The 22,805-nt window shown below is 59.4% G+C and carries 25 protein-coding genes and 1 tRNA gene; 11 read left to right on the top strand and 15 right to left on the bottom strand.

Annotation, left to right across the window (positions count from 1 at the left end; translation table 11 throughout):
* Positions 1-122 precede the first annotated feature (122 nt).
* Positions 123-326: a cold-shock protein gene (locus IE125_RS10950; protein WP_189444688.1), complete on the bottom strand. Its 204-nt coding sequence runs from the start codon at positions 324-326 to the stop codon at positions 123-125.
* A gap of 274 nt (positions 327-600) precedes the next feature.
* Entirely contained in the window at positions 601-1,014 is a 414-nt protein-coding gene (locus tag IE125_RS10945; RefSeq protein ID WP_189444687.1) for an SRPBCC family protein, read from the bottom strand.
* 217 nt (positions 1,015-1,231) lie between these two features.
* Between IE125_RS10945 and IE125_RS10940 the strand changes: the two genes are divergently transcribed.
* Positions 1,232-1,876 (top strand): LysE family translocator, encoded by a 645-nt coding sequence (locus IE125_RS10940; RefSeq protein WP_189444686.1) that lies wholly within the window; start codon positions 1,232-1,234, stop codon positions 1,874-1,876.
* Complete coding sequence (locus tag IE125_RS10935; RefSeq protein ID WP_189444685.1) at positions 1,873-2,679, top strand: AraC family transcriptional regulator; 807 nt, start codon at positions 1,873-1,875, stop codon at positions 2,677-2,679. The genes IE125_RS10940 and IE125_RS10935 overlap by 4 nt, the downstream gene beginning before the upstream one ends.
* A gap of 379 nt (positions 2,680-3,058) precedes the next feature.
* On the opposite strand, the gene IE125_RS10930 is transcribed toward IE125_RS10935, so the two are convergent.
* The 4 genes from IE125_RS10930 to IE125_RS10915 all read right to left on the bottom strand — a co-directional run bounded on the left by IE125_RS10930 (position 3,059) and on the right by IE125_RS10915 (position 7,672).
* Positions 3,059-5,080 carry a DUF3732 domain-containing protein gene (locus IE125_RS10930; RefSeq protein ID WP_189444684.1) on the bottom strand — a complete coding sequence of 674 codons (2,022 nt, stop codon included), beginning with the start codon at positions 5,078-5,080 and terminating at the stop codon, positions 3,059-3,061.
* Positions 5,077-5,529: a three component ABC system middle component gene (locus tag IE125_RS10925; RefSeq protein ID WP_189444683.1), complete on the bottom strand. Its 453-nt coding sequence runs from the start codon at positions 5,527-5,529 to the stop codon at positions 5,077-5,079. Before IE125_RS10925 ends, IE125_RS10930 begins: the two co-directional genes overlap by 4 nt.
* Positions 5,526-6,653 carry a hypothetical protein gene (locus IE125_RS10920; RefSeq protein ID WP_189444682.1) on the bottom strand — a complete coding sequence of 376 codons (1,128 nt, stop codon included), beginning with the start codon at positions 6,651-6,653 and terminating at the stop codon, positions 5,526-5,528. Before IE125_RS10920 ends, IE125_RS10925 begins: the two co-directional genes overlap by 4 nt.
* Before the next feature lie 620 nt (positions 6,654-7,273).
* Positions 7,274-7,672 carry a MerR family transcriptional regulator gene (locus IE125_RS10915; protein WP_229809056.1) on the bottom strand — a complete coding sequence of 133 codons (399 nt, stop codon included), beginning with the start codon at positions 7,670-7,672 and terminating at the stop codon, positions 7,274-7,276.
* Positions 7,673-7,737: 65 nt separating this feature from the next.
* Between IE125_RS10915 and IE125_RS10910 the strand changes: the two genes are divergently transcribed.
* A complete protein-coding gene (locus IE125_RS10910) occupies positions 7,738-8,439 on the top strand; it encodes a cation efflux transmembrane domain-containing protein (protein WP_189444680.1) in 702 nt (233 codons plus the stop codon).
* On the opposite strand, the gene IE125_RS10905 is transcribed toward IE125_RS10910, so the two are convergent.
* Positions 8,425-9,309 (bottom strand): alpha/beta fold hydrolase, encoded by an 885-nt coding sequence (locus IE125_RS10905; protein ID WP_189444679.1) that lies wholly within the window; start codon positions 9,307-9,309, stop codon positions 8,425-8,427. The genes IE125_RS10910 and IE125_RS10905 overlap by 15 nt on opposite strands.
* 95 nt (positions 9,310-9,404) lie before the next feature.
* Here IE125_RS10905 and IE125_RS10900 point away from each other — a divergent pair, with 95 nt between their 5' ends.
* Positions 9,405-9,563, top strand: coding sequence for a hypothetical protein (locus IE125_RS10900; protein ID WP_189444678.1), 159 nt, complete (start codon positions 9,405-9,407; stop codon positions 9,561-9,563).
* A 65-nt stretch (positions 9,564-9,628) separates the two neighbouring features.
* The gene (locus IE125_RS10895; RefSeq protein WP_189444677.1) at positions 9,629-10,264 is read left to right on the top strand and encodes a LysE family translocator; all 636 of its coding nucleotides are present in this window, start codon (positions 9,629-9,631) and stop codon (positions 10,262-10,264) included.
* A gap of 71 nt (positions 10,265-10,335) precedes the next feature.
* Here IE125_RS10895 and IE125_RS10890 read toward each other — a convergent pair.
* The 4 genes from IE125_RS10890 to IE125_RS10875 form a co-directional block, all read right to left on the bottom strand.
* Positions 10,336-10,412, bottom strand: a tRNA-Arg gene (locus tag IE125_RS10890).
* Positions 10,413-10,528: 116 nt separating this feature from the next.
* Positions 10,529-11,344: a tRNA-uridine aminocarboxypropyltransferase gene (locus IE125_RS10885; protein WP_189444676.1), complete on the bottom strand. Its 816-nt coding sequence runs from the start codon at positions 11,342-11,344 to the stop codon at positions 10,529-10,531.
* 158 nt (positions 11,345-11,502) lie between these two features.
* Positions 11,503-12,474 carry a bile acid:sodium symporter family protein gene (locus IE125_RS10880; protein ID WP_189444675.1) on the bottom strand — a complete coding sequence of 324 codons (972 nt, stop codon included), beginning with the start codon at positions 12,472-12,474 and terminating at the stop codon, positions 11,503-11,505.
* 204 nt (positions 12,475-12,678) lie between these two features.
* Positions 12,679-13,407, bottom strand: a complete 729-nt coding sequence (locus IE125_RS10875) for an SIR2 family NAD-dependent protein deacylase (RefSeq protein WP_189444674.1) — start codon at positions 13,405-13,407, stop codon at positions 12,679-12,681.
* Positions 13,408-13,528: 121 nt separating this feature from the next.
* Here IE125_RS10875 and IE125_RS10870 point away from each other — a divergent pair, with 121 nt between their 5' ends.
* From IE125_RS10870 to IE125_RS10850, 5 genes are all read left to right on the top strand, one after another.
* Positions 13,529-14,359, top strand: coding sequence for a pseudouridine synthase (locus IE125_RS10870; RefSeq protein ID WP_189444673.1), 831 nt, complete (start codon positions 13,529-13,531; stop codon positions 14,357-14,359).
* Positions 14,356-15,219 carry a tRNA cyclic N6-threonylcarbamoyladenosine(37) synthase TcdA gene (gene tcdA / locus IE125_RS10865; RefSeq protein WP_189444672.1) on the top strand — a complete coding sequence of 288 codons (864 nt, stop codon included), beginning with the start codon at positions 14,356-14,358 and terminating at the stop codon, positions 15,217-15,219. The genes IE125_RS10870 and tcdA overlap by 4 nt, the downstream gene beginning before the upstream one ends.
* Positions 15,212-15,442, top strand: a complete 231-nt coding sequence (locus IE125_RS10860) for a DUF1653 domain-containing protein (RefSeq protein ID WP_373297403.1) — start codon at positions 15,212-15,214, stop codon at positions 15,440-15,442. The genes tcdA and IE125_RS10860 overlap by 8 nt, the downstream gene beginning before the upstream one ends.
* A 154-nt stretch (positions 15,443-15,596) precedes the next feature.
* Positions 15,597-16,094, top strand: a complete 498-nt coding sequence (purE, locus tag IE125_RS10855) for a 5-(carboxyamino)imidazole ribonucleotide mutase (protein ID WP_189444671.1) — start codon at positions 15,597-15,599, stop codon at positions 16,092-16,094.
* A gap of 2 nt (positions 16,095-16,096) precedes the next feature.
* Complete coding sequence (locus IE125_RS10850) at positions 16,097-17,203, top strand: 5-(carboxyamino)imidazole ribonucleotide synthase (RefSeq protein WP_189444670.1); 1,107 nt, start codon at positions 16,097-16,099, stop codon at positions 17,201-17,203.
* 106 nt (positions 17,204-17,309) lie between these two features.
* Here IE125_RS10850 and bfr read toward each other — a convergent pair whose 3' ends face one another.
* The 4 genes from bfr to lptF all read right to left on the bottom strand — a co-directional run bounded on the left by bfr (position 17,310) and on the right by lptF (position 20,715).
* Entirely contained in the window at positions 17,310-17,792 is a 483-nt protein-coding gene (gene bfr, locus IE125_RS10845; protein ID WP_189444669.1) for a bacterioferritin, read from the bottom strand.
* A gap of 267 nt (positions 17,793-18,059) precedes the next feature.
* A complete protein-coding gene (locus IE125_RS10840; RefSeq protein ID WP_189444668.1) occupies positions 18,060-18,263 on the bottom strand; it encodes a (2Fe-2S)-binding protein in 204 nt (67 codons plus the stop codon).
* A gap of 308 nt (positions 18,264-18,571) precedes the next feature.
* Positions 18,572-19,636, bottom strand: coding sequence for an LPS export ABC transporter permease LptG (gene lptG, locus IE125_RS10835; protein ID WP_189444667.1), 1,065 nt, complete (start codon positions 19,634-19,636; stop codon positions 18,572-18,574).
* Positions 19,636-20,715, bottom strand: a complete 1,080-nt coding sequence (lptF, locus tag IE125_RS10830; protein WP_189444666.1) for an LPS export ABC transporter permease LptF — start codon at positions 20,713-20,715, stop codon at positions 19,636-19,638. Before lptF ends, lptG begins: the two co-directional genes overlap by 1 nt.
* 430 nt (positions 20,716-21,145) lie before the next feature.
* On the opposite strand from lptF, the gene IE125_RS10825 reads away from it, so the two are divergent.
* Complete coding sequence (locus tag IE125_RS10825) at positions 21,146-22,663, top strand: leucyl aminopeptidase (RefSeq protein ID WP_189444665.1); 1,518 nt, start codon at positions 21,146-21,148, stop codon at positions 22,661-22,663.
* Positions 22,664-22,805 lie beyond the last annotated feature (142 nt).

Raw genomic sequence — 22,805 nt, 5'->3', positions numbered from 1 at the left:
ACGCGTGGATATGGCCCGTTATTGCCGATGGGCGGCAGATACCCCAAATAAAAACACCGAGGCCCGCACTAGGCGGGCCTCGGTGAGCAAGATTCCGCGCCGTGGCGCGAAGTCTAGAAGTCTTACAGCGGCTTGATGTTCGAAGCCTGCAGACCTTTCTTGCCCTGAGTCACGTCGAAGGAGACCTGCTGGCCGTCCTGCAGGGACTTGAAGCCTTCAGCCTGGATCTCGGAGAAGTGAGCGAACAGGTCGTCACCGCCGTCTGCCGGAGAGATGAAGCCGAAACCTTTGGTGTCGTTGAACCACTTGACTGTGCCAGTTGCCATTGTCGTATTCCTTTAAGCGCTGAGCGCGAAATTTCTGATGCCGGGTGCTACCCGATGTAGTGGGCAAAACAAGGGGATATAACCAGGCTACCGAATGATTCGACTGCAACTGACAATATTCGACTTGCTACCTACCGAGTGCATGGTGGGCCTACTGTCGGCTGGAGTCAACGAATAGTTTACTTGCCGCGATGAAAGTTCAAGGAAGAAACGATGACAGCACGCCACCGCCGCTCCCCAGCGTACCGCTACCCAGCAGGTCGGCTTGCCAGGCTTAGACGACCGCCCCGCCCTCAGCCAGTGCCTGCAGCGTGAGCAGATCCTTACGTACCCATTCGACATCGCGCTGAAAAGCGGTCTCGGCCTCAGCGCCACCCCCGGGGCGAAATAGCGTCAGCATGACCTCGGCCCTGAAGCCATTGGCCACGACACGCAGCGGGATATAGACCTCCGCGCCCGACGTCAGCTCGACCCAATGGTCCATCACGCCAAACGCGTTGTACGGCGAGAACCGGATCAGCACGCTGCCCTCCGGTCCATCGGCCCGCCAGCGATTTCCCTGACGCATCAACCGAGAGCGGCTCAACCCGGAGGCCCAGCGCGGAAACGCTTCTGGCGGCCAGAACGCCTCGTAGAGCTCGCGACAAGGACAATCGATCGTCACGGCGAGCGTCACTGAATCGTTCATGGCCGTCCTCTTCTCATCTATCGCCTAGCGAAGGACCAAAGCTCCATCCTGAACCGAAAGCCTCATGAGCGGCATTGCGCAATGGTCACAGCCGGCAATCATGGCACCCGCCGAGTGGCCTCGCACGCTCTTAGCCCCCTGCAGGATCATTCAAGATCGGAACCGCCGCCTCCGCTAGCCTGTCGCCTCGACTGAACCGAAAGGCACGAGGCGGAACATGGAGCGGAACATCGAGATAGTGCTGTACGCCTTCACGGTGATGTACACGCCCGGGCCGGTGAACCTGCTGGGTCTCAACGCCGGGCTGAGTACGCCACTCAGGCGGACGCTGGGCTTTTTCGCCGGCGTCGCGCTCGCGATATTTTGCTGGTTTGCGGTCATCGGACTCGCCGGGCAACTGATCGTGGTCGAACGGATCATCCCCGTCATCGCGCTCGCCGGCAGCCTCTATATTCTCTATCTGGCCCTCAAGGTCTACCGCGCCGCACCCCCGAACGCCACCGAGCCCGCCGATGGCGCCAGCGCCCAGGGCGCAGCCGGCCAGCTTCGCTTCCGGGACGGCTTTCTCATGCAGCTGCTCAACCCCAAGAACTCTGTGCTGGTGATCCCCATCACCACGGTGATGTTCCCGACACATAACATTGCCGGGCTTTCGCTCATAGCGGCATCGGCGCTGATCGCGCTCGGCGGCGGTGGCGCGCCGTTGCTTTACTGTCTCGCCGGCAGGACACTGGGCAAACGCATCGCCCGGCCCGAGGTGCTGGTGCGCTGCAACCGCATCATGGCCCTGCTGCTGGTCGTGGTCGCGGTGCTGCTGCTGTATGACTACGTGCTGTCTCCCCTGAGGGAAGCGATAACATGACGCTCGACAATGACTGGTGTGTCGTCGCGCCCACGACGAGGATCGAACGCATCGAGGCGCGCTTTCACGGCCACGCCTACAGCATGCACCGCCACGACACCTTCGCCATCGGCATCACGCTTTCCGGCGTGCAGAGCTTTCATTATCGTCGCGGCCACCGGAGCAGCCTGCCGGGCACCGTCATCGTCATTCATCCGGACGAGCCCCACGACGGTCACGCCGGGAACGACAGTGGCTTTCAGTACCGCATGCTCTACGTCTCCCCGGCGCTGATTCAGACCATGCTGAACGGCGAGGCTCTGCCCTATGTGAGCGGCGGCCTGACGCGGGATGCCAACCTGCAGCGCGCCGTCAGTGCGCTGCTCTGCTCGATAGACGCACCGCTGGATACGCTGGAAGAAGACAACGGCCTCGCCGATCTCGCCAGCGCGCTTCAGGCCAATAGCGATGCCCGGGGCCAACGCCAGCGCACGACGCTGGATGCCCGCGCCGCGCATCGCGTTCGAGACTATCTCGACCTCCACTATCGGCACCCCGTCTCGCTCGACGAGCTCGAGCGAATGACCGACCAGCCGCGATGGACACTGACGCGAGATTTTCGCGCCCTGTTCGGCACCAGCCCATATCGATATCTCACGCTGAGACGGCTCGACTTAGCCCGCCAACTGATCACCAACGGCGCGACCCTGTCGGACACGGCGCTAACGGCCGGGTTCTCCGACCAGAGCCATCTCACCCGAGCCTTCAAGCAAGCCTTCGGCGTCACGCCGGCCCGTTGGCGATCGCTACTGTCGGGGCGGTGATCACGCGCTCGAAAGAATGGAGCGAACCAGGGATGAGCCAGGACTATAAAAAATCATATCCTGTTTATTATATTGAATAACAAGAAATTATTGACCATCAGGTATGCCGCCGGGCATACCATTCAATACAATCGGAGGCTCGACCCACAGCATATGGTGCCTCCTGGCTGCTTTCGGCCAAGAGCCGACGTTCAGCCAAAAGTAGATATAACGCCGCGCTCTGCGGAAATTTTGGAGCGCCAGTGAGAAAATTTTCCGTAGCAGCGCCTTGTTATATGTCACTCTGTTCTCGTTTTACCAGTTAGAACAAGGGCAAAAAAGTTATTTTCCAAATCTGACTCGACGCTCGCAACTACCCCATAAGCTGATTATCGCGTATTTACTCTCCTGTAGGATAAATTAAGCCGCGCGTTCGCCATCTGTTGCCGTTAACCAAAGACTCAAACGACTCCCCGTTTGACAACGTCAAATTGTCCGCGTGATCAGTCACGATGATTTGTGGACTAAAACCGTTCTTCTGCTCAAGCTCATTGCAATAAATCGAGAGCTGGCTGAATAGATTTTCGACAGCCTTGATGTCTTCATCAATATTTTTATCAACATTTAGCGTCTTACGCTGTTCAGCCTCTTGGCTTTTCTGCTCCTCAAATGTTTCAGAGTTATCTCGATTAAAGTTAGGGAAATATACTTGGGTTGGCTGATCAAGAAACAGTATCGATGGAATAGCGCACTTATTACCCAGTTCAGCAAAATATTTATGCAATGATAAAAATAGCGTTACGTGGCAGTATAGCCAGTTTGCGCCACTACCCATTGATCTTAAGTAGATCTTTTCATTCTCTTGCGATAAATGGTAGAGGTCGAATGTCTCAAACGAAAAACGGAGGTTAATAGGTTTATAGCTGGCTTCAAATTCAAAATGGCTTCCAATTTCGGCCATATACCTATTTACTTTTGCAGAAGCGTTTTCTAGTCCTTTTTGCACATCGTATTTTTTAAGATCTCTATTGATACCTGCGAGCTGCTTGTTTAGCTCTTTGATTTGATTCTCAAGCTCAACATCATCAGCCATGTTGAGAGTGTCGAGAAGTATAAATAGCTTGGCCTTCTGCATCAAAATGCTTTCATACAGGCTCTTTTGTTCCGTCAACTTCTTTTCTGTTTTCTCAATTTCCGTTATTTGCTGGTTTAACGCAGTCAACTCCCTACTAATAACTTCAGTGCTGCGTTGCACGTCAACCAAGGACGATTCAAACTTTGCTTTCATAGGACGTGCTTGCGCAAGGTTACCCGACACTTTAGTGATGGCTTGCTGTAGTTTTTCTGCACTTTCTCGTAACGTGTCTTTTTCAGTATGGCAAAATGGGCAGACTGAAGCGGATATATAGACATGCTCTGGCGAGCTAAACGTTTTTATGTTATCAACAAAACGCTTTTCTTCTTGAATATGTTTTTTAATTGATACAGCTTGGCGTTGCAATTTTCTTAGTTCGGCCGTCTTTTGGTTACGCGCCTGCTTGAGTTGACTGTAATATTGGGTGGCAGTATCAGAGTTATGATTGATTTTTTCAGGTACGATAATTCCGTCCAACTGGTCTTTGGTATCCTGCGGGTGGCGTAGCACCTTTTCCAAAGATATCGGCTCATCTTTAAACCCCATCAAAGCATATAGTTGGCTTAAAACCGGACCAACATTTTTCTTATAGCTTTCAGAGGTACGTTTGTTTGTCTCTTTTTGACGCTCCAAACGTCTGACATCAGTGCCTAATCGCTCTTTCTCTTGTGACAAGTGAAAGTATTTCTGGTCAACTAAACCTAAAAATATCTTAGTATGATCAACCGCTTGATCACGCTTTTCCTTTTCATCGAATCGGTAAAACAACGCATGTTTATTGGCAACAAGGTTTTGGTGCTGGAGCATAAACGATGAAAAACTGCGTATAGATGGAGTGGCCGCCTTAGCGTTAAACCGTCTATTGGCTCTGGCGGCCAAAGATTCATCCACATCATCTATATCCAGGAAAAAGTCTCTTAGATGCTTCTTGAACTCGTCTAACGGACGGAAATAGGTGCTATTAAAATAATCGCGAACAATATCCTCTGAAATAAACGACCCAACGCGGCGAAAGAAGGCCTTAGTCGCTATGTCAGGATCACGCGCAATCACCATGTCTTGTTGATTGACAGAAAGCGCAACATAGTAAATAGCTGCATTCGTGGTAATAACGCCTTTGGGAATGGTGTTTTCACCACTACCAAAGCAATAATCAAATATTTCAATTAGGGCACTTTTACCTGTGGATGACCTCCCAGTGACAACATTTAGCCCCTCTTTAAAATCAACAGGGTGCTTATTTCCTTGCTTATCAATAACGCCGATTTCATAAACTAATGTTTTCATCGCGGCTTCACTCCTAAAAACGCATAAACCTCGACCACTGAGTGACCGCTGAATAACCGCCCCAATTTCTCTGCATTTTTTTGATAAGTAAACTCTGAATCAGAACCATCACACGGCAGGATGGATAAACTTTGTTCATTTACCGATAACCAATCATTGATTAAGCAATATTGAATGCATTGCTCTGTCAATGTTTGAAAGCCATGAATTCTTTCTTGTAGATCATAGAGCTTGGTACGATCATCAAAAACCGACCAAATTGTACTTCTCTTGTTAGAGTTGAATAACTTTTGGCCAAAAATGGGGTGACTGCATAGAGGGATCACCAAAGGGGCGAGTAAAAGATTGTTTTCTGATTCGCCTGTGGCTGTGTAAAACGAAGCAATATGTGGCCCATATTCAAACGGGTTGTATTTTAATTGATAAAGGGTATCGACAATGCTGTTCATGGCCCAACCTTCCATTTTAGGTCACGTTCTTCGTCATCCATGGCATCATGTATTAGGCCATTCTTGTATTCAATAGGCGGTATATCATTGCCCAGGTTCAGCGGCTGCTCGCCTATGGTTTTGTTGTAAAGCAATTTTGCGCTTTTAATTGTATCAGTTGCTTCAAGTTGCGCACTTGAATAGGCAAGCTTATATTTTTTGACCAATTGGTTCTGGTAACTAATTGTTTTATCTTTATAGAGTGCAGACTCATCGAGCTCTTCAAGCAGTGAGTTTTGTAGCTCAAGCCAGTTACCTACTGCATCAGGAATCATTTCGTGATGCTCAATTTCAGCAATTTTTTGTACAAATGGTCTGTATTCGTGTAATTCAATATCTGGTTCAGATGCCGCATAGCCGGAAAACACTGGAAAGGTGAACTCTTTTTTGCAAAAAAGCGCTGTTAACTCTTCGCACTTCGCTGAAAATTCTTGGTGTTTGATGCTCCAAGATTGCTGATTTGCTTGTGCGTAAACAAAGCCAATAAGTCCATCGAGGTAACTCTTTAGATTGTTTTTCGGAATGCCTAATGGTTGGGAAAGTATCTGCTTTTCCAGTTCTTGGGCACTATCTGATTGCGTAAACAATATTACCTTTCCAAGCACGCTTTTAAGCAGCAGCTTATCAGCTGCCATTACCGCTTTCTGTAGCTTTATTATTTGTGATGGCTTTTCGGCATTAAGTTGTTCTTCGGTGCGCTCCGCAAAAATGGTCTTTATCACTTCCAAGCGTTGTTCTTCACTTTGAGTATTCCAGTCCTTTAGGCGAGTCGTCGCTCCAAATGCTTGAGTGGTGTGGAGCACTAAAACGCCGTATTGAGTGTGGTCAAACGCTGGATCTAGCCAGTTCTTCAGCGTTTTCCAGAGGTTTTCATGGTGGTCAGTCAGTGGTGCTGCGTAGTCTTTCACTTCAGTTTGTATTGATGTCAAGGCATCTGACGAAATCAAGCTGACATCACCGTCCTTTTCGAACCAAATCGACTGGCCATCTTCAAGTGAGAAGCATTTATCTAAGCCAATTAGCACCTGATAATGAAAGGCTAGGGCGGTAGTTAACGCTGCGTTTTCGGTTTGACTTCCGCTCATAACTGCCAGTTCCTTTTATTCATTTCTGATATTTTTTGTGTAGTTAGCTAATTAAAATTCGCCTTAATTCAAATGATTACAATAGGCTCTTCGTCGTATAACAGGTATTAGATAGCGCGATCGTTTGCAAATTTGAACGCGCACGCGCGTTCAACAATGTTATCTAGCACACCATTCGCACCCCAATCTATTGAAATTACAGGCTATTAACTATAGCTCGGCAACATAACACCAATAACCGCGCCTGCTGTATAACACCCTCAAACGTGGTTACGACCGTACTCGCCCCGTCCGCTTTGGGTCGGAACCTTTCAGCCGTCTCAATCCCTGTTAGGAATACCTTTTGTATCAAACTGCCACATTTAGTTTCAATTCTCCACTAACCACTCCCTGCCTTTTAGTCGAGGCCGCTTCAAAGCGCATCATTCCGCATCGTTTTTCAGGACCCGGAATCGCCCTGCGGACCCAGCACTGGCGCGGCTTGGCACCCTCTGCAACGCTGCATCAAAACCGACCCATTTAGCGCGCAGGCGGGCGGAGAGTCGACAATGCGCCGGCAGGTTGCAACGAGATAAGGGCAGGATGGTGGCCACAGGAGCGCGGACTTCCACTAGCCGCTATCAGCGCGACAACGACTCGATAATCTTGCAGTCGGCCACGGTATCGGCCTGGCAGCATCGCTCGAGCCGGTCGAGTTCCTGCTCCAGTTGCTGCAAATCCTTCAGCCTCGACCTGACTCGCTCCAGTTGCTCGTGGATGATCGAGTCGACTTGTTCGCAGGGGGCATTATTGTCATCGGCGAGCCCCAGCAAGGCTTTAACGTCATCCAGATTCAGCCCGAGATGACGAGCTCGCTTGATGAAGATCAGGCGATCCCGCTCCTGCTCCGTATAGAGGCGATAGCCGGCTTGCGTTCGCGTCGCTGGGGCGATCAGCCCGACACTCTCGTAATAGCGAATGGTGACCGCTTTGGTGTCGGTAGCCTTGGCAAGCTGACCGATGGTGATTGGCGAAGTCATGACGGTTGACCTTATAGCCGCTAGAACCTTCATGCTATCAACCAATCACTTGAGGAGGCACTGGCATGGATTCGTGCTGCGAGAACAAGGCTGGCGAGCTGGCGCAGTTGCGGGGCGCGCAGGCCAAGGTGTTGTACTGGGTACTCGGCATCAACGGCTCGATGTTCGTGATCGAGTTTGTGGCGGGTTGGCTGATCGGCTCGACGGCGCTGCTGGCTGACTCGCTCGATATGTTCGGCGACGCCACTGTCTATGTGCTGACGCTTTACGCGCTCAATCGAAGCGACAAGACACGAGCCGGCGCGGCGCTGGTCAAGAGCGGATTCATGTTCGTTTTCGGTCTGGCGGTCATTGCCGAGGCGATCCACAAGAGCGTGGTCGGCAGCGTTCCCGAGGCCGGGGCGATGGGCATCATGGGAGTGCTGGCGCTGGCCGCCAACACGGTCTGTTTCGTCATGCTGCTGCGCTATCGCTCGGCGGATCTCAACATGCGCTCGACCTGGCTCTGTTCGCGCAACGATCTCATCGCGAATACCAGCGTGGTGCTGGCCGCCATCGCCGTCGGCGTGACTGGTTCGCTCTGGCCGGATGTGATCGTCGGTCTGGCCATTGCAGCACTGTTCCTGCATTCGGCCTGGCAGGTCTCGGCCGAGGCCATTGTGGAGTGGCGACGCACGGGTTCGAGCGAGACCGTAGAGATTACGCGTCCTTCAAAAGAGGCGACCACGGGAAGGTGCTGCAAATCCAACCCGTCATGTTGTGAATGATGAAGAGTCGACATCGCCATGGAAGAAGTCCAGGAGCGCGCTGGCCAATGCCTCCGGCGCTTCCTCTGCCATATGATGGCCGCAGTCGAGCCCATGCCCCACTACCAATGTCGTCCAGGGACGCCACACTTCCAACACGTCGCCATAGAGTCGCTCCAGGTCGTCACGTAATGACCACAGCACCATGGCCGGGCACTGAATCCGTCTGCCCTGCTTGCGGTCTTCGCGGTCGTGCAGATGGTCCACGCTCAGGCCGGCGCGGTAATCCTCGATCATGCCGTGAACGGTGGCCGGATCGTGAATGGCTCTCTGGAAGTCGGCGAACGACGCCTTCCCCATCGCTTCGGGATCGCCGCCATACCACGCATCCGGATCGGCCAGGATAGCCCGCTCAGGCTTTTCCAACTGCGTGAAGAAGAACCAGTGCCACCACTCGGTCGCGAAAAGCGCGTCGCAGCGTTCGAGTGCCTCGAGGATCGGCACGCCATCGAGCATGACGGCTTTTTCGATAGTCTCGGGGTGATCCATCGCCATGCGGAAGGCCGTATAGCAGCCTCGATCATGGCCGACGACGCTAAAACGGTCGAACCCGAGATAACGCATCAGTTCGATGCCATCTCGCGCCTTGGCGCGTTTGGACGATCCAGAATGGTCGGACGTGTCGGCCGGCTTAGAAGACACTCCGAACCCTCGTAGATCGGGGCAGACAACGGTATGGTTAGTAGTCAGAAGCGGCGCGACGCGATGCCAGGTCGTATGCGTTCGTGGATGGCCGTGCAACAGCAAGATTGGCGGCCCCGAACCACCGTGCCGCACACGCAATGTGGCCTCCGAGAGTGCCACCGTCTCCAGCTGAAATCCGTCGAACATCGCTCTGCCTCATGCTCGCCGAGGAATATATTCAGAGTAGACGCGGCGACGATCTGATCCATAGTGGAGGGACAGTCACAGCGGAGGTGTTGATCATGGCCAAGCGATTTCAGGTCGTCGATGAGTCTTCTGAGGACGAACCGCGGTTCGGCATCGAGGATACCCAGACCGGCGAGCGACTCCCCGACGAGTTCGAGCTGAAAGAAGAAGCCGAGGAAGCCTGCGAGTGGCAGAACGTCAAACACGATCATTAGGCCAGGCGCCCGCACCGCCGCTCGTCCGCTATAGTCCCGCCTCTTATCGATAAGGATTCGAACCGATGGATCTCGCCGTCTGGCTTACCTACCTTGGCGTCATCGCAGCGCTGATCGTGTTCCCCGGCCCGAGCGCCCTGCTCTGTATTCACCACGGGCTGCGCCACGGCAGGCGCCGAGCATTGGCGACCGTGGCCGCTGGAGCGTTGGCCTCTCTGATATTGATGACACTCTCGGCGTTGGGGCTGGGGGCGATCCTCGCGACGTCCGAAATGGCCTTCATCGTGCTGAAGGCGGTGGGTGCGGGCTATCTGATCTACCTGGGTATTCAAGCGTGGCGCGCGCCTGCCGAGCCAATGAGCGCTACAGCCATCGAGCCGGAGCTGGCTTTAGGTGCTCGCTCCTCGCGACAGCTATTCATCAAGGGACTGACCGTGGGCCTGAGCAACCCGAAAGATCTGCTGTTCTTCGGCGCCCTGTTCCCCAACTTCATCGATCTGAGCCAGCCGCAAGGTCCGCAGCTCGCCATCCTGGCGCTGACCTGGCTCGTGGTGGATCTAACGACGATGACGACCTACGCCTCGGTCGGTTCCACGGTCAGCCGCTGGTTCGGTACACGCCGGCGCGTGCGTCTATTCAATCGGGCGACTGGCAGCCTGTTCGTCGCGGCAGGAGGGGCGCTCGCGGCGTCGCATCGCTGATCGCGACGCGGCTTTGCTTGGCGGATCACCGCTTGGGCGTGTTCTACGAGGATCGTTCTATAGGCGGGAGATGGCGCCCGAGGCAGGACTCGAACCTGCAACCCACGGCTTCGAAGGCCGTTGCTCTATCCAGTTGAGCCACTCGGGCGAACGGCGTAGACGATAACATCGACCCGGCCTGGAACGCGAGTCCGATCCCGCAGAAATTGCCTCAGGCCGCTTGGGAAGGCGTTGTCTTCGCTGAGTTTTTCGCTGAAGCCTGGTTCACTCCTCTCCCAGGAGTCTTGCGTGAGCGCTACCTGAGAGGCGGCGGTCGAGCAGTCGCTTCATGGGCGCCGTGGGCTTTTCGAGCTTGTGGTAGATCCGGCTCGCGGCGTAGCTCTCGTTGAAGGCATCGAAGTAGTCGTCGAGCACGTTGGCGGCGTCGGTGTCGCCGGTGTTGCGCAGCAGTTCGGCGGCGACCTCGGCGGTGCAGAGGTGCGAGGCGGAAGCCGGCTTACGCAGCCGGTAACGGGTCAAGCGGTCGGTGTGCAGCGGCAGGACCGGCAAGGCTTCCAGGTATGGGCTTTTGCGGAAGATGCGCCTCGCCTGACGCCAGGTGCCATCGATCAGAATGAAAACGGGGATGAAGCCATCCTGCTTGGCACTGACGACCGCACGTTCGTCGACGACGCGGTGCTGATAGTCCGGCTGATCGTCGGGGAAGATGACGAAGGGCACGAAGCGGCGGTCCGCGAGCAGCGCAAGCAGGCGCTCGTCCGGCGCGGTGCGGTACCAGGTGAAGGTCTCGCTCTGTGGCAGAACGTCGGCGATCAGCCGCCCGGTGTTGGTCGGCTTGTTGTGTTCGAGCGGATGCGTGAGCAGCCAGACCCGCGCCTCGCTGGTGGCGCTGACACGATAAGGGCAAAGGCAGTTGAGCACCGGCAGTCGACATCCCTCGCAGCGCTCGACAAAGCTGCCACGTGCCTTGAACTCGCGTCGCGGCGGGCGCGTTTGGCCGCTGGCCGGGTCGCGATCGCCGGTCTCTTCCCGCGTGGTGGGCGACCGGTCCTCGGTGGGGAATTCAGCGTCATCGCGCATGGATGGGGCTCTCTATCAGGGCTCTCTATCAGGGCTATCTGCTGCAGACAAATGCACAACACGCTCAAAAAAGCGGGGCGAGATTCTATCATCTCGCCCCGCTGTTCAGAGCCCGGAATTGCGCAAACATCTGCATCAATTCACGGCGGAGGTTCCGTTCAGCGGCCGGTGCCCCCGCCTGCCCCGCTTTCGGCCGAGGCGTTCGTATCGGCACGCCGCGCGGGAATGCCGCGCTGCTTCCAGTAGCCGGCGAGCAGTGAACCGGAGACGTTGTGCCAGACCGAGAACAGCGCGCCCGGCAGTGCCGCGCCGGCCGTAAAGAACTGGTTGGCCAGCGTGACCGCGAGCCCGGAGTTCTGCAGTCCTACTTCGAAGGCGATGGTGCGCGCGGTGCGCACGTCGAAGCCGATGGCACGCGTCAACCAGTAGCCGGCTGCGAGCCCGATGCCGTTGTGTGCGATGACGGCGAGCGCGACGATCGGCCCCAGCGTGGCGAGATTACCGGCATTCAACGCAACCACGATGGCGATGATCATCACGATGGCCGCCATGGCGAGCGTTGCCAGCGCGGATTCGATCTTGCGAATGCGCGCACCCAGCAAGTGATGGACGATGACGCCGAGCGCGATCGGTGCGATGACCAGCTGGGCAATGCTCAACAGCATGCCGAATACGGGCACATCGATACTCTGGCCGACGAGCAGCCAGGTAATGAACGGCGTGGCGACGACCGAGATGACGGTCGACACCATGGTCATCGACACGGAGAGCGCGACGTGGCCGCCGGAGAGCCAGGTCATGACGTTGGAGGAGGTACCGCCTGCTGTCGCGCCGACCAGGATCATCCCGGTGGTGAGCTCCGGGCTGAGCCCGAGCAGCCGGGAAACCCCGAGAGCGGTCAGCGGCATGATCAGAAACTGCAGTATGACGCCGACGACGATCGGCTTGGGCGCCTTCACCACGCGGGCGAAATCCTCACGCGTCAGCGTCAGCCCCATGGCGAACATGATCACCACGAGCAGCGTCTTGATATCGGCCTTGAAGCCGGTGAAAAGCTGCGGTTGCCACGCGGCGATGACGGCGAGCAGCACCGCCCAGACCGGGAAAAGCCGGTTGATGCGTTCAAACATGATGGTGTGTCCTAGCGATGGTTCTGGCTCGCGGGATGCGAGTCCGAGGCTGCTGAGCAGCTCTAGTCGGTTCCCCGACGGCGATCGCCGGGGGCCGCTATTCTGCCGCACGCGCGGCCGGGACTAAATAGGCAAAAGGCAGGTCAAGGATTGTCGAGCGTGATGATCGGTCCGCGCATCGCTCGCGAGGCGGCACCGGCGGGCTCAGGCGTCGAAACTGCCCCGCTCGACCCAGGATGCCGTCAGCGCGGGAACGCCGCGGCTTGCCGGCTCGCTCACGGGCGTAACGCCGGGCGGCGCCAGCTCGCGAGCATGGGGGTCGATCAGCCAGCAGGGCGCGCCGAACGGTGCCTGGTCGAGCAGCAGCGCGGCCGGCATCACCGCCAGAGAGGTGCCGACGACGAGCAGCGCATCGGCTTCGGCAACCAGCTCGCAGGCTTCGGCGTAGCGCGGAACGGACTCGCCGAACCAGACGACGTCAGGGCGTAGCTGGCTGCCCTTGTCGCAGAGGTCACCGAGCGCGATGCTGCCGCTTGCCGATATCTCGTCCACCGGGTAGCGCAGATTATCGTCTGCCGTCGAGCGCGCCATCAGGATCTCGCCATGCAGATGCAGCACGCTCCGTGAGCCGGCGCGTTCATGGAGATCGTCGATATTCTGCGTAACCACGCTCACCCGAAAACCCGCCTGCTCGAGCTCGGCCAGTGCCCGATGCGCCGCGTTGGGATGCGCGCGGCGCGTCTGCTCTCGGCGCTCATCGTAGAAACGCAGCACCGTCTTCGGATCGCGATGCCAGGCCGCAGGCGTGGCGACGTCCTCGACGCGGTGGTTTTCCCATAGGCCGTCGCCATCGCGAAACGTCTTCAGGCCGCTCTCGGCGCTGATGCCGGCGCCGGTGAGAACGACCAGGTGGGGCGTGCGAGTTTCGGTCATGGAAGATTCCTGGATTGGCACATCTCTGCGCACCCTAGCATGGTGCCACCGGGGCGGCACTTGAGATCGCCCTGCCCAGCCCCGACAATAAGCGCCCATTAGCCACGGTTCTCGCTGCCCGATGTCCACCTCGCCCGCGCCCCTCACGGTGATCTATCGCGACGAAGCGCTGATCGCCATCGTCAAGCCACCGGGGATGCTGGTGCATCGCACGGCACTGGCGCGCGGCGAGACGGTTTTCGTGCTGCAGACGCTGCGGGACCAGATCGGCCAGCATGTCTATCCAGTACATCGGCTCGACCGCCCGACCGGCGGCGTGCTGCTGTTCGCGCTAGATCCGGCCACGGCGGCAAAGCTGACCGAGGCCTTCGCGGCGCACCGCGTCCGCAAGCGCTATCTGGCCGTGGTGCGCGGCTGGGGGCCGGAAGCGATGACAATGGATGCACCGCTACGCGAGGAAGATGGGGTGCGCCCCAAGGCAGAGATGCCGGCGCATACGGCGGTGACACATCTGCGCAGGCTGGCGACGACGGAAATACCGGTCGCCATCGACCGCTACCCCAATTCGCGTTACTCGCTGATGGAAGCCTTGCCGGAGACCGGACGGCGCCATCAGATCCGCCGCCATCTGGCGCGAAGCGGGCATCCGATCATCAATGATGCCAAGCATGGCAAGGGTATTCACAATCGCTACTTCCGCGATCGATTGAACTGCCCACACCTGCTGCTCAACGCGGTCGGGCTCACCTTCGAGCATCCGTGCGCGCGCATCGAACTGACGCTGAGCGCGGCACCCGATGCCGACTTCGCGGCGCTGCTGACGCGCTTCGGTTGGCAGGCCTATCTGACCGAGACGGCTTGCTCGCGCACCTCGCTGCCGCGTGACGAAGCAAAGACGCCGACAGCTCGCGATAGCGTGCCTGCCGACACTATTACCGAAGAGATCTCATGACCGACGCGATTTCGACGCACGCCACCGACCGCCAGCACGATTCGGACGACTATCATTTCCGGTTCGGCGGCATTCGGCGCCTCTATGGCACCCGCGCCGCCAACGCCTTTCGTCACGCGCACGTGGTCGTGATCGGGGTCGGCGGCGTCGGCAGCTGGAGCGCGGAGGCGCTAGCACGCTCGGGCATCGGCAAACTGACGCTGATCGATCTGGACGACGTCTGCGTCTCGAACGTCAACCGCCAGCTCCACGCGCTCGACGGCCAGATCGGCCGGCCCAAGGTCGAGGTGCTTGCCGAGCGCTGCCGGGCGATCTGGCCGGGAATCGAACTCGTCGCCGATGCGGCCTTCATCACCCCGACCAATCTGGCCGAGCGAATTCCGGCGGATGCCGATCATGTGATCGATGCTATCGACCACGTCGGCGCCAAGGCCGCGCTGATCGACTACTGCCGCCGGCGCAAGCTGCCGATCACGGTGACCGGCGGTGCCGGTGGTCAGACCGACCCGACCCGCATTCGGATCGCGGACCTGACCCGAACCGAGCACGATCCGCTGCTGGCCAAGGTACGTTCGAAGCTGCGTCGGGATTACGGTTTCTCGCGCAACCCGAAGAGGCGCTTTTCCGTCGAGTGCGTCTATTCGGACGAGCAGCTGGTCTATCCCGGCAGCGACGGCGAGGTCTGCCTGCAGAAGCCGGCACCGGGTCAGGCGACCCGACTGGACTGCGCCGATGGCTTCGGTGCGGTCAGCGTGGTGACGGGCACGTTCGGCTTCACCGCCGCCGGCCGCGTGCTGACCCGGTTGGCGGAAAAAGCACGCCGAGACGATTCAACGCAGGAGAACGACGATCATGAGTGACATCCAAAAACCCGTGCCGGGCATCTATCGCCACTACAAGGGCCAGCTCTACGAGGTGCTGGACGTGGCGCAGCACAGCGAGACCGAAGCGTGGGTCGTGGTCTATCGCGCGCTTTACGGCGACTACGGTCTGTGGGTGCGCCCGCTGGAGATGTTCTGCGAGCAGGTCACGGTCAGCGACGAGCCGGTCGCCAGATTCGCGCTCGAGAAGGCGTTTCGCTGAGCGCCGCACGAAAACGGCCCTGTCGCGATACGAAGAGAGATCCATCGCTGTCTGCGGTCAGGATGGGTATAATGCGCCGCTTTCCCAACCCCACCCCGGCAGCGCCAGACAATCGATAAACCGCAGCTGCCGAACATTTCCCACGGGAGGAAGCATGAGCGTACGCGTCGGCGTGATCATGGGGTCCAAATCGGACTGGTCGACACTTTGCCACACCGTCGAGACCCTGGAACAGCTCGGTATCGACTACGAGACCCGCGTGGTCTCCGCCCATCGCACGCCGGATCTGCTGTTCGAGTACGCCGAAACCGCTGCCGAGCGGGGCCTGGAAGTGATCATCGCCGGTGCCGGCGGCGCCGCACACCTGCCCGGCATGTGCGCGGCCAAGACGCGCCTCCCGGTACTCGGCGTGCCGGTGAAGTCGAGCACGCTCTCCGGCGTCGATTCACTGCTTTCCATCGTGCAGATGCCGGCCGGCATTCCCACCGCCACATTGGCGATCGGCCGTGCCGGGGCGATCAACGCCGCTCTGCTCGCTGCAGCGATGCTGGCCAATCATGACGAGCGCATTCGCGATGCGCTCGATGCCTTCCGTGCCGAGCAGACGCAGAAGGTGCTGAACAACCCCGATCCCCGCCCGCAGGAGGATTGATCATGACGCGTTCGCTCACTCGCGTGGGTATCGTCGGCGGCGGCCAGCTCGGCCGCATGCTTGCCCAGGCCGGCGCACCGCTGGACCTGCGCTTCACCTTTCTCGATCCCGGCAGCGAACCCTGCGCCAGCGCTCACGGCGAACATCTTCAGGCCGATTGGCAGGACCCGGCGGCACTCGAGCAGCTCGTCGAGACCTGCGATGCGATCACCTTCGAGTTCGAGAACGTGCCGTTCGAGGCGGTCGAGCGTTTGGCCGAGCGCCGCCCGGCCTATCCGCCGGCGCAGGCGCTGGCCACGGCGCGAGACCGCTGGCTCGAGAAGTCGCTGTTTCGTTCGCTGGATATCGCGGTGCCGCCGATCGCGCGGATCGACAGTCAGGCTGACCTGGACGCAGCGGTCGCCGATATCGGCCTGCCAGCGGTAGTGAAGACCCGCACGATGGGCTACGACGGCAAGGGCCAGAAGGTGATGCGCGAGGCTGGAGATGTCGCCGGCACCTTCGACGAGCTGGGTGGCGTACCGCTGATCCTCGAAGGCTTCGTCGACTTCGATCACGAGATTTCAGCGATCGCCGTGCGTGCCCGGGACGGCGAAATTCGCTACTGGCCGGTGGTTCGCAACGAACATCGTCAGGGCATTCTGCACTGCTCGATTCCGCAGACCGCCCATGCGCTGCAGGCCCAGGCCGAGGACTACGCCAGCCGCGTGATGAACGAACTCGACTACGTCGGCGTGATGGCGTTCGAGTTCTTCGTCACCGCAGACGGCCTGCTCGCCAACGAGATCGCGCCGCGCGTGCACAACTCCGGCCATTGGAGCATCGAGGGCGCCGTCACCAGCCAGTTCGAGAATCATGTGCGCGCCGTGACCGACCTGCCGCTCGGCGAGACCGCCCAACTCGCGCCATGTGCGATGCTCAATATCATCGGTGCCTTCCCCGAACGCGAGGCCGTGCTCGCTCTCCCGGGTACGCGCTGGCACGACTACGGCAAGGCGCCGCGCCCGGGACGCAAGATCGGCCACATTACCGTGTTGGCCGTCGACGAGCGCCAGCTCGGCGAGCGCGTTGCCGCCGTCGAGTCGCTGCTGGTCAACGACCTGGGCTGATCGCTTCCGAACGCTGAGCGAAAGAACGGCCCGACAACCAAGAAGGCCCCGATATCATCGATATCGGGGCCTTCTTGATCGAAAAGCGTGACTTACCCTTGGCGGGTCACTCTTTCTCTTCGGTGAACATGTGCTTCTGCAGATAGTTCTGGATACCGACCTTGTCGATCAGTCCCAGCTCCGCTTCCAGCTTGTCGATGTGCTCTTCCTCGTCGTCGAGGATCTTGATGAACAGATCACGGCTGACGTAGTCCCGCACGGACTCGCAGTACGGAATCGCTTCCTGCAGATCGGCGCGCGCCTTGTGCTCGATCTTGAGGTCGCTCTCGAGCATCTCCTGGCAGTTCTCGCCGATGTTGAGCTTGCCCAGGTCCTGCAGATTGGGAAGACCTTCGAGAAACAGGATGCGCTCGATCAGCTTGTCGGCATGCTGCATCTCTTCGATCGATTCGTCGTACTCCCACTTGGCCAGGACGTTGAGTCCCCAGTCCTTGTACATCTTGCTGTGCAGGAAATACTGGTTGATCGCGACGAGCTCGTTGCCGAGCACGGTGTTCAGGTAGGTAATGACCTTCGGGTCGCCTTTCATTGTCGTGTTCTCCTCATCTGTTCGAGCGACTGGCGTCTGGCAATGGGGAGTCACGCTGGCGCCACGAGCTCCCGACATCGATCACGCTAACACAAAACGCTCAGCGTGAAGCGGTCGCGCCAGTATCGCCCGGACGGGGAAGTTTTTACAACCATTACAGCAACTTACGATTTCATCGCATCTGCCAGTCAGTGGCAGATGGAAACGCGGCTGATAACGACTCGCGCTATTGGCGCCAGAAGCGTGAATGGGCCGGCGGGGAGAGGCTCAAACGGCGTAGGCGAGATCCGGCGACATCGCGAGCTCTTGCGTGATCGCATCGCGCATGACGCTCTTCCCGGTGCAGGCACACTTGCCGCACTGGCCGGCGCAGCCCGTCGCCTCACGAACTTCGCGCCAGCTGCGGGCGCCATCGCTGACGGCATTTTCGATATCGCGGTCGGTGACACCGACACAGAGACAGACGTACACGGCTGGGACTCACTGTTAATGTGATAGCAAATGTAAATGATTCGCATAGGCAATTTCAACCCCTGCTTCGCGCCATGCCAGTCACGTTGATGTCAGCCGTGGCGACGTCGGCCTTGTTCACGTCGGCGACGATCACCCGCTTGTCGGCGCCAGGGACAGGAACACCCAGTCCGTGACGGCTATCAGCGTATTCCGCAGGGCTCAGCGAAGGCTTATCTAAAAATCACCGCATTGGAGGCGCGTGGCCCAACGAAAAACGCCGCGCTTGAACCAGCGCGGCGTTGTCGAGTGCGGGCTCTCCGGGAGCGTCAGCCGGTGCGTCGCAGCAGCCAGAACCCCAACAGATAGCAGGCTGCGGTCGGCACGGCGACGGCCAGCGACGGCGAGAAGCCGAACAGCACGGAAGCCGGCCCGAGTAGATCCTGCAGATATTTGAAGGTCAGCCCGACAATGACCCCGTAGAAGATGCGCGTGCCGGCAGCGACCGTGCGCAGCGGCCCGAAGACGAACGATGCCGCCAGCAGCACCAGCCCCGCCAGCGTCACCGGCAGCAGACTCTTCTGCCAGAAATAGAGCAGCGGCTGCGTGGCTTCCTGCCCCTGCCCTTCCAGATAGTTGGCATAGGCCCAGAGACTGGTCATCGGCTGGCTGTCGAGCGGGCGCAGCAGTCGATTGAGCTGAGCCGGCGTCATGTCCGTCTTCCAGGTCTCGCTCGGCAGCGTTTCGGCGCGCGTGCCGTTGTCACCGAAGTGTGTGATGCGAACGTCTTCCAGTGTCCAAGCCTTGCCGTCCCAGACGGCGCGCGCAGCCTGGGTGGCATCGACCAGACGTTGGCCGTCGAAGTGATAGCGGGTGACGTTGATCAGCGTGTCGTCGGCGCGGATGGTTCCGAAGCGATAGAAATCGTCCCCCTCGCGCTGCCAGCCGCCGCGGTGAGAGAGCACCGCATCCGCGCCTTCGGACTGCTCCAGCCGCCACGCTTCGGCGTACTGTTCGGTCTGCGGGCCGACGAACTCGCCGATCGCCATGGTCACCAGGATGACCAGAACCAGCGGCTTGAGCACGCCCAACAGAATGCGTCCGAGCGAGCGTCCGGCGGCCCGCATCACGGTCAGTTCGTTACTCGAGGCCATCGAGCCGAGGCCGACCAGCGCGCCGATCAGCACCGCGACCGGGGCGTATTCGTAGAAGCGCCAGGGCAGCCGCATGATCAGATAGATCAGCACGTCCAGCGCGGTATAGCCGCCAGAGACATCGCCCAGATCGTTGATGTAGGTGATCACCAGGTCCAGCCCCAGCACCATGACCTGGACGACGAGCATCGCGCCCAGCACATTGCGGGTGATGTAGCGGTCGAGACGGTCGAACAGCATCAGCGGCCTCCTCGGGTCTGGTCGCGGCGCAGCAGAATCAGGCCCAGCAGCAGATAGACCACGTGGATCGGCCACATGCCAACGCTGGCCGGCAGGCTGCCGCGAGAGATAGCGTCCTGCGCCGCCAGCAGCAGGCTGAGATAACTGATGTGAAGGAAGAGCGCCGGCAGCAGCTTGGCAAAGCGCCCCTGACGAGGATTGACGCGCGAGAGCGGCAGCGCCAGCAGCGTCAGAATCGGAATCATCAACGGCATGGATATCCGCCACTGCAGCTGCGCCATGGCGTCGTCGTCACCCTGTTCGATCAGGGCCGGCGTGCTCATCAGCTCGCTGTCGTCGTCGATTTCTCCGGTATCGTCGACCGCCAGACGCACCGCGTAGCTACCGAAGCTGAGCTTCTCGGCGACCGGACTACCGGGGTCGACGCTGTAGCGCTCGCCGTCGGTCAGCACCAGAAAGCGGCTGCCGGTCTCTTCGTCGACCGTCTGGTAGCCGCCCTTGGCCCGCGTGATGACCTGCTGGGTTCGACCGTTGTCGCTGGTCGGCTGTTCGCTGATGAAAACGTTCTCCATCCGCGAACGGTCGTCGTTGAGCGACTGCGTGAACGCCGTTCGGCCACTGCCGAAATCCTGGAAACGCCCTGGCGTCAGCAGCGAGAAGTCTAGCTGGCTCTGCTGCTCATCGATCAGCCGCTCGGTGTTGGCCGCCCCTGCCGGGGTCAGCCAGAGGCTGCACACACCGACCAGAATCGCGATCAGCGCCGCCGGCAGTAGCGTCACCCGCAACAGCCGGTTGGGGCTCATGCCACAGGCGACCAGCACGGTGATCTCGCTGTTGAGATAAAGCTGCCCGTAGGCCAGCAGAATGGCGAGGAAGAAAGACAGCGGAAGCACCAGCTCGAGAAAGCTGGGCATGTGGTAGAGCATCAGCGTACCGAGCGCGCTCAGCGGCAGTTCCCCTTGAGCGGCATCGGTGAAATACCGGATGAATCGGCTGCCCATGATGACCAGCAGCAGTACGCCCGCGACCGCTGACATGGTCAGCAGGATTTCTCGCGTCAAATAGCGGAATACGATCAATATCAACTCCTGACAACATCGACTCTGAGCCGGCTTCCGCCGCGACTGCCGCGCCGCCCCTCCGCCCGAGGCACCGCGCCCGTCAACACGCTATCTAACCAGCGCCCGGCTTGCTCATCAGCGCCCGGCTTGTGCAACGCAGGCCGGCTTTGCGTAGACTGACGGCATCGCGGAATCGATCTGTCGCGGCGGCCATTTCACGGCGATCGCTGTGTCTTCACGGCGATCACTGTGTCCTCACGGCGATCACAGTGTCGCGGCGCATGTCCGGGGCTCGGCTTTTCGAAGGTGCGCGCCGTCATCCACCGTTGCCGCCCGACCCGATCCCGCGCCATTATCCTGAATCCTCGCGTGCTTGTCTTGTCGATAGCCGAATCATCGGTGGCGAGACTGAGACGCAGCGCCATCGCAATCGTTCATTGGAGACGACATGGAATTTTCCGTACTGACCGTCAACCCGGCCAAGGTCGAGACCGCATGCCTTGTGGTGCCCTTGTTCGAGGATGGCGATCTGCTGTCTGCCGCGGCCAAGCTGGACGACGCCAGCGAACGTCTGATCGCCCAGCTCCTGGAGCGTGGCGATTTCAGCCCGGAACTGGCCAACGTCCAGTTGGTTCCATTCGCGCCCGGCCTGGCTGCCGAACGCCTGATGCTGGTCGGACTCGGCAAGCGCGACAAGTTCAACGAAGGCGCCCTGCGCAAGGCACTGGACACCGCGTTCACGGCGCTGGCCAGACTGCCGATCGACAGCGTGGCGGTGGCGTTCACCGATGCCACGATCGAAGACCGCGACATCGCCTGGAACGCGCAGATGACGCTGGAGTCCGCTACCCGCGCGGTCTATCGCTTCACCGAGTGCAAATCGACGCAGACGCCGCTGCCCCAGCTCGCCAAGGTCGAGCTGCTGATCGGCGAGCAGGCCCACAGTGATGCCGCCAGTGCCGGTGCGCGTATCGGCGCGGCGCTGGGCGATGGCGTCAACCTGGCGCGTACGCTCGGCAATCTGCCCGGTAACATCTGCACGCCGAGCTATCTGGCAAAGCAGGCGGAAACGATGGCCAAGGAATCCGCTGGCGCGATGACCACCGAGATTCTCGACGAGGCGGAACTCGAAGCCATGGGCGCCCATTCGCTGCTCGCGGTCGGCCGTGGCAGTGAAGAGCCCTCCAAGCTGATCGTGATGAAGTACCAGGGCGCCGACGACGCCGACGAAGCCCCGCACGTTCTCGTCGGTAAGGGCATCACCTTCGATACCGGCGGTATCTCGCTCAAGCCCGGCGCTTCGATGGACGAGATGAAGTTCGACATGTGCGGTGCCGCCAGCGTCTTCGGCACCATGCAGAGCGTGCTGGCGCTGAAGCCGAAGCTCAACGTCATCGCCATCGTCGCCAGCGCCGAGAACATGCCGGATGGCCGCGCGATCAAGCCGGGCGACATCGTCAAGACGCTGAAGGGACTCACGGTCGAGATTCTCAACACCGACGCCGAGGGACGCCTGGTGCTGTGTGACGCGCTGGCCTATGCCGAGCGCTTCGAGCCAGCCAGCGTGGTGGATATCGCCACCCTCACCGGCGCCTGCGTGATCGCGCTGGGCGACTATGCCAGCGGGCTTTTCGCCAACGACGACGATCTCGCACTGGACCTGCTGGACGCCGGCGAGACCGCCTGGGATCGCGCCTGGCACATGCCGCTGTGGGACGACTATCAGGCGCAGCTCGAGTCCAACTTTGCCGATCTCGCCAACATCGGCGGGCGCCCTGCCGGTGCCGTGACGGCGGCCTGCTTCCTGTCGCGTTTCGCCGAAAGCTACCCCTGGGCGCATCTGGATATCGCCGGCACCGCCTGGAACCACGGCAAGGACAAAGGCGCTACCGGCCGCCCGGTCGGGCTGCTGACCCGCTACCTGCTGGATCGGGAAAGCGAGCGGGTGGTCACCACGGAAGCGTGAAGACGGCGGCAGAAAAGAGAGGCGAAGCCCGGCTTCGCCTCTACCCAGCTCAACGCTTTGCGTGCTAATTTAAACGGTCCGCCGCGCGTTTGTGCGTGCAGCGCCCCATCGATGTCATCGACCGCCTGTCGAACGCGCCAAG

Origin of the sequence: Salinicola rhizosphaerae, from assembly GCF_014652715.1 — a bacterium.
Classification (GTDB): domain Bacteria; phylum Pseudomonadota; class Gammaproteobacteria; order Pseudomonadales; family Halomonadaceae; genus Salinicola; species Salinicola rhizosphaerae.
Note: the sequence above shows the minus strand (reverse complement) of the source record. Positions and strands in the feature narration are given on the sequence as shown.

What these genes read in the sequence shown, in the direction of transcription:
- IE125_RS10950 (WP_189444688.1), bottom strand. Translation starts at nt 326, where the DNA reads ATGGCAACTGGCACAGTCAAGTGGTTCAACGACACCAAAGGTTTCGGC.
- IE125_RS10945 (WP_189444687.1), bottom strand. Translation starts at nt 1,014, where the DNA reads ATGAACGATTCAGTGACGCTCGCCGTGACGATCGATTGTCCTTGTCGC.
- IE125_RS10940 (WP_189444686.1), top strand. Translation starts at nt 1,232, where the DNA reads ATGGAGCGGAACATCGAGATAGTGCTGTACGCCTTCACGGTGATGTAC.
- IE125_RS10935 (WP_189444685.1), top strand. Translation starts at nt 1,873, where the DNA reads ATGACGCTCGACAATGACTGGTGTGTCGTCGCGCCCACGACGAGGATC.
- IE125_RS10930 (WP_189444684.1), bottom strand. Translation starts at nt 5,080, where the DNA reads ATGAAAACATTAGTTTATGAAATCGGCGTTATTGATAAGCAAGGAAAT.
- IE125_RS10925 (WP_189444683.1), bottom strand. Translation starts at nt 5,529, where the DNA reads ATGAACAGCATTGTCGATACCCTTTATCAATTAAAATACAACCCGTTT.
- IE125_RS10920 (WP_189444682.1), bottom strand. Translation starts at nt 6,653, where the DNA reads ATGAGCGGAAGTCAAACCGAAAACGCAGCGTTAACTACCGCCCTAGCC.
- IE125_RS10915 (WP_229809056.1), bottom strand. Translation starts at nt 7,672, where the DNA reads ATGACTTCGCCAATCACCATCGGTCAGCTTGCCAAGGCTACCGACACC.
- IE125_RS10910 (WP_189444680.1), top strand. Translation starts at nt 7,738, where the DNA reads ATGGATTCGTGCTGCGAGAACAAGGCTGGCGAGCTGGCGCAGTTGCGG.
- IE125_RS10905 (WP_189444679.1), bottom strand. Translation starts at nt 9,309, where the DNA reads ATGTTCGACGGATTTCAGCTGGAGACGGTGGCACTCTCGGAGGCCACA.
- IE125_RS10900 (WP_189444678.1), top strand. Translation starts at nt 9,405, where the DNA reads ATGGCCAAGCGATTTCAGGTCGTCGATGAGTCTTCTGAGGACGAACCG.
- IE125_RS10895 (WP_189444677.1), top strand. Translation starts at nt 9,629, where the DNA reads ATGGATCTCGCCGTCTGGCTTACCTACCTTGGCGTCATCGCAGCGCTG.
- IE125_RS10885 (WP_189444676.1), bottom strand. Translation starts at nt 11,344, where the DNA reads ATGCGCGATGACGCTGAATTCCCCACCGAGGACCGGTCGCCCACCACG.
- IE125_RS10880 (WP_189444675.1), bottom strand. Translation starts at nt 12,474, where the DNA reads ATGTTTGAACGCATCAACCGGCTTTTCCCGGTCTGGGCGGTGCTGCTC.
- IE125_RS10875 (WP_189444674.1), bottom strand. Translation starts at nt 13,407, where the DNA reads ATGACCGAAACTCGCACGCCCCACCTGGTCGTTCTCACCGGCGCCGGC.
- IE125_RS10870 (WP_189444673.1), top strand. Translation starts at nt 13,529, where the DNA reads ATGTCCACCTCGCCCGCGCCCCTCACGGTGATCTATCGCGACGAAGCG.
- tcdA (WP_189444672.1), top strand. Translation starts at nt 14,356, where the DNA reads ATGACCGACGCGATTTCGACGCACGCCACCGACCGCCAGCACGATTCG.
- IE125_RS10860 (WP_373297403.1), top strand. Translation starts at nt 15,212, where the DNA reads ATGAGTGACATCCAAAAACCCGTGCCGGGCATCTATCGCCACTACAAG.
- purE (WP_189444671.1), top strand. Translation starts at nt 15,597, where the DNA reads ATGAGCGTACGCGTCGGCGTGATCATGGGGTCCAAATCGGACTGGTCG.
- IE125_RS10850 (WP_189444670.1), top strand. Translation starts at nt 16,097, where the DNA reads ATGACGCGTTCGCTCACTCGCGTGGGTATCGTCGGCGGCGGCCAGCTC.
- bfr (WP_189444669.1), bottom strand. Translation starts at nt 17,792, where the DNA reads ATGAAAGGCGACCCGAAGGTCATTACCTACCTGAACACCGTGCTCGGC.
- lptG (WP_189444667.1), bottom strand. Translation starts at nt 19,636, where the DNA reads ATGCTGTTCGACCGTCTCGACCGCTACATCACCCGCAATGTGCTGGGC.
- IE125_RS10825 (WP_189444665.1), top strand. Translation starts at nt 21,146, where the DNA reads ATGGAATTTTCCGTACTGACCGTCAACCCGGCCAAGGTCGAGACCGCA.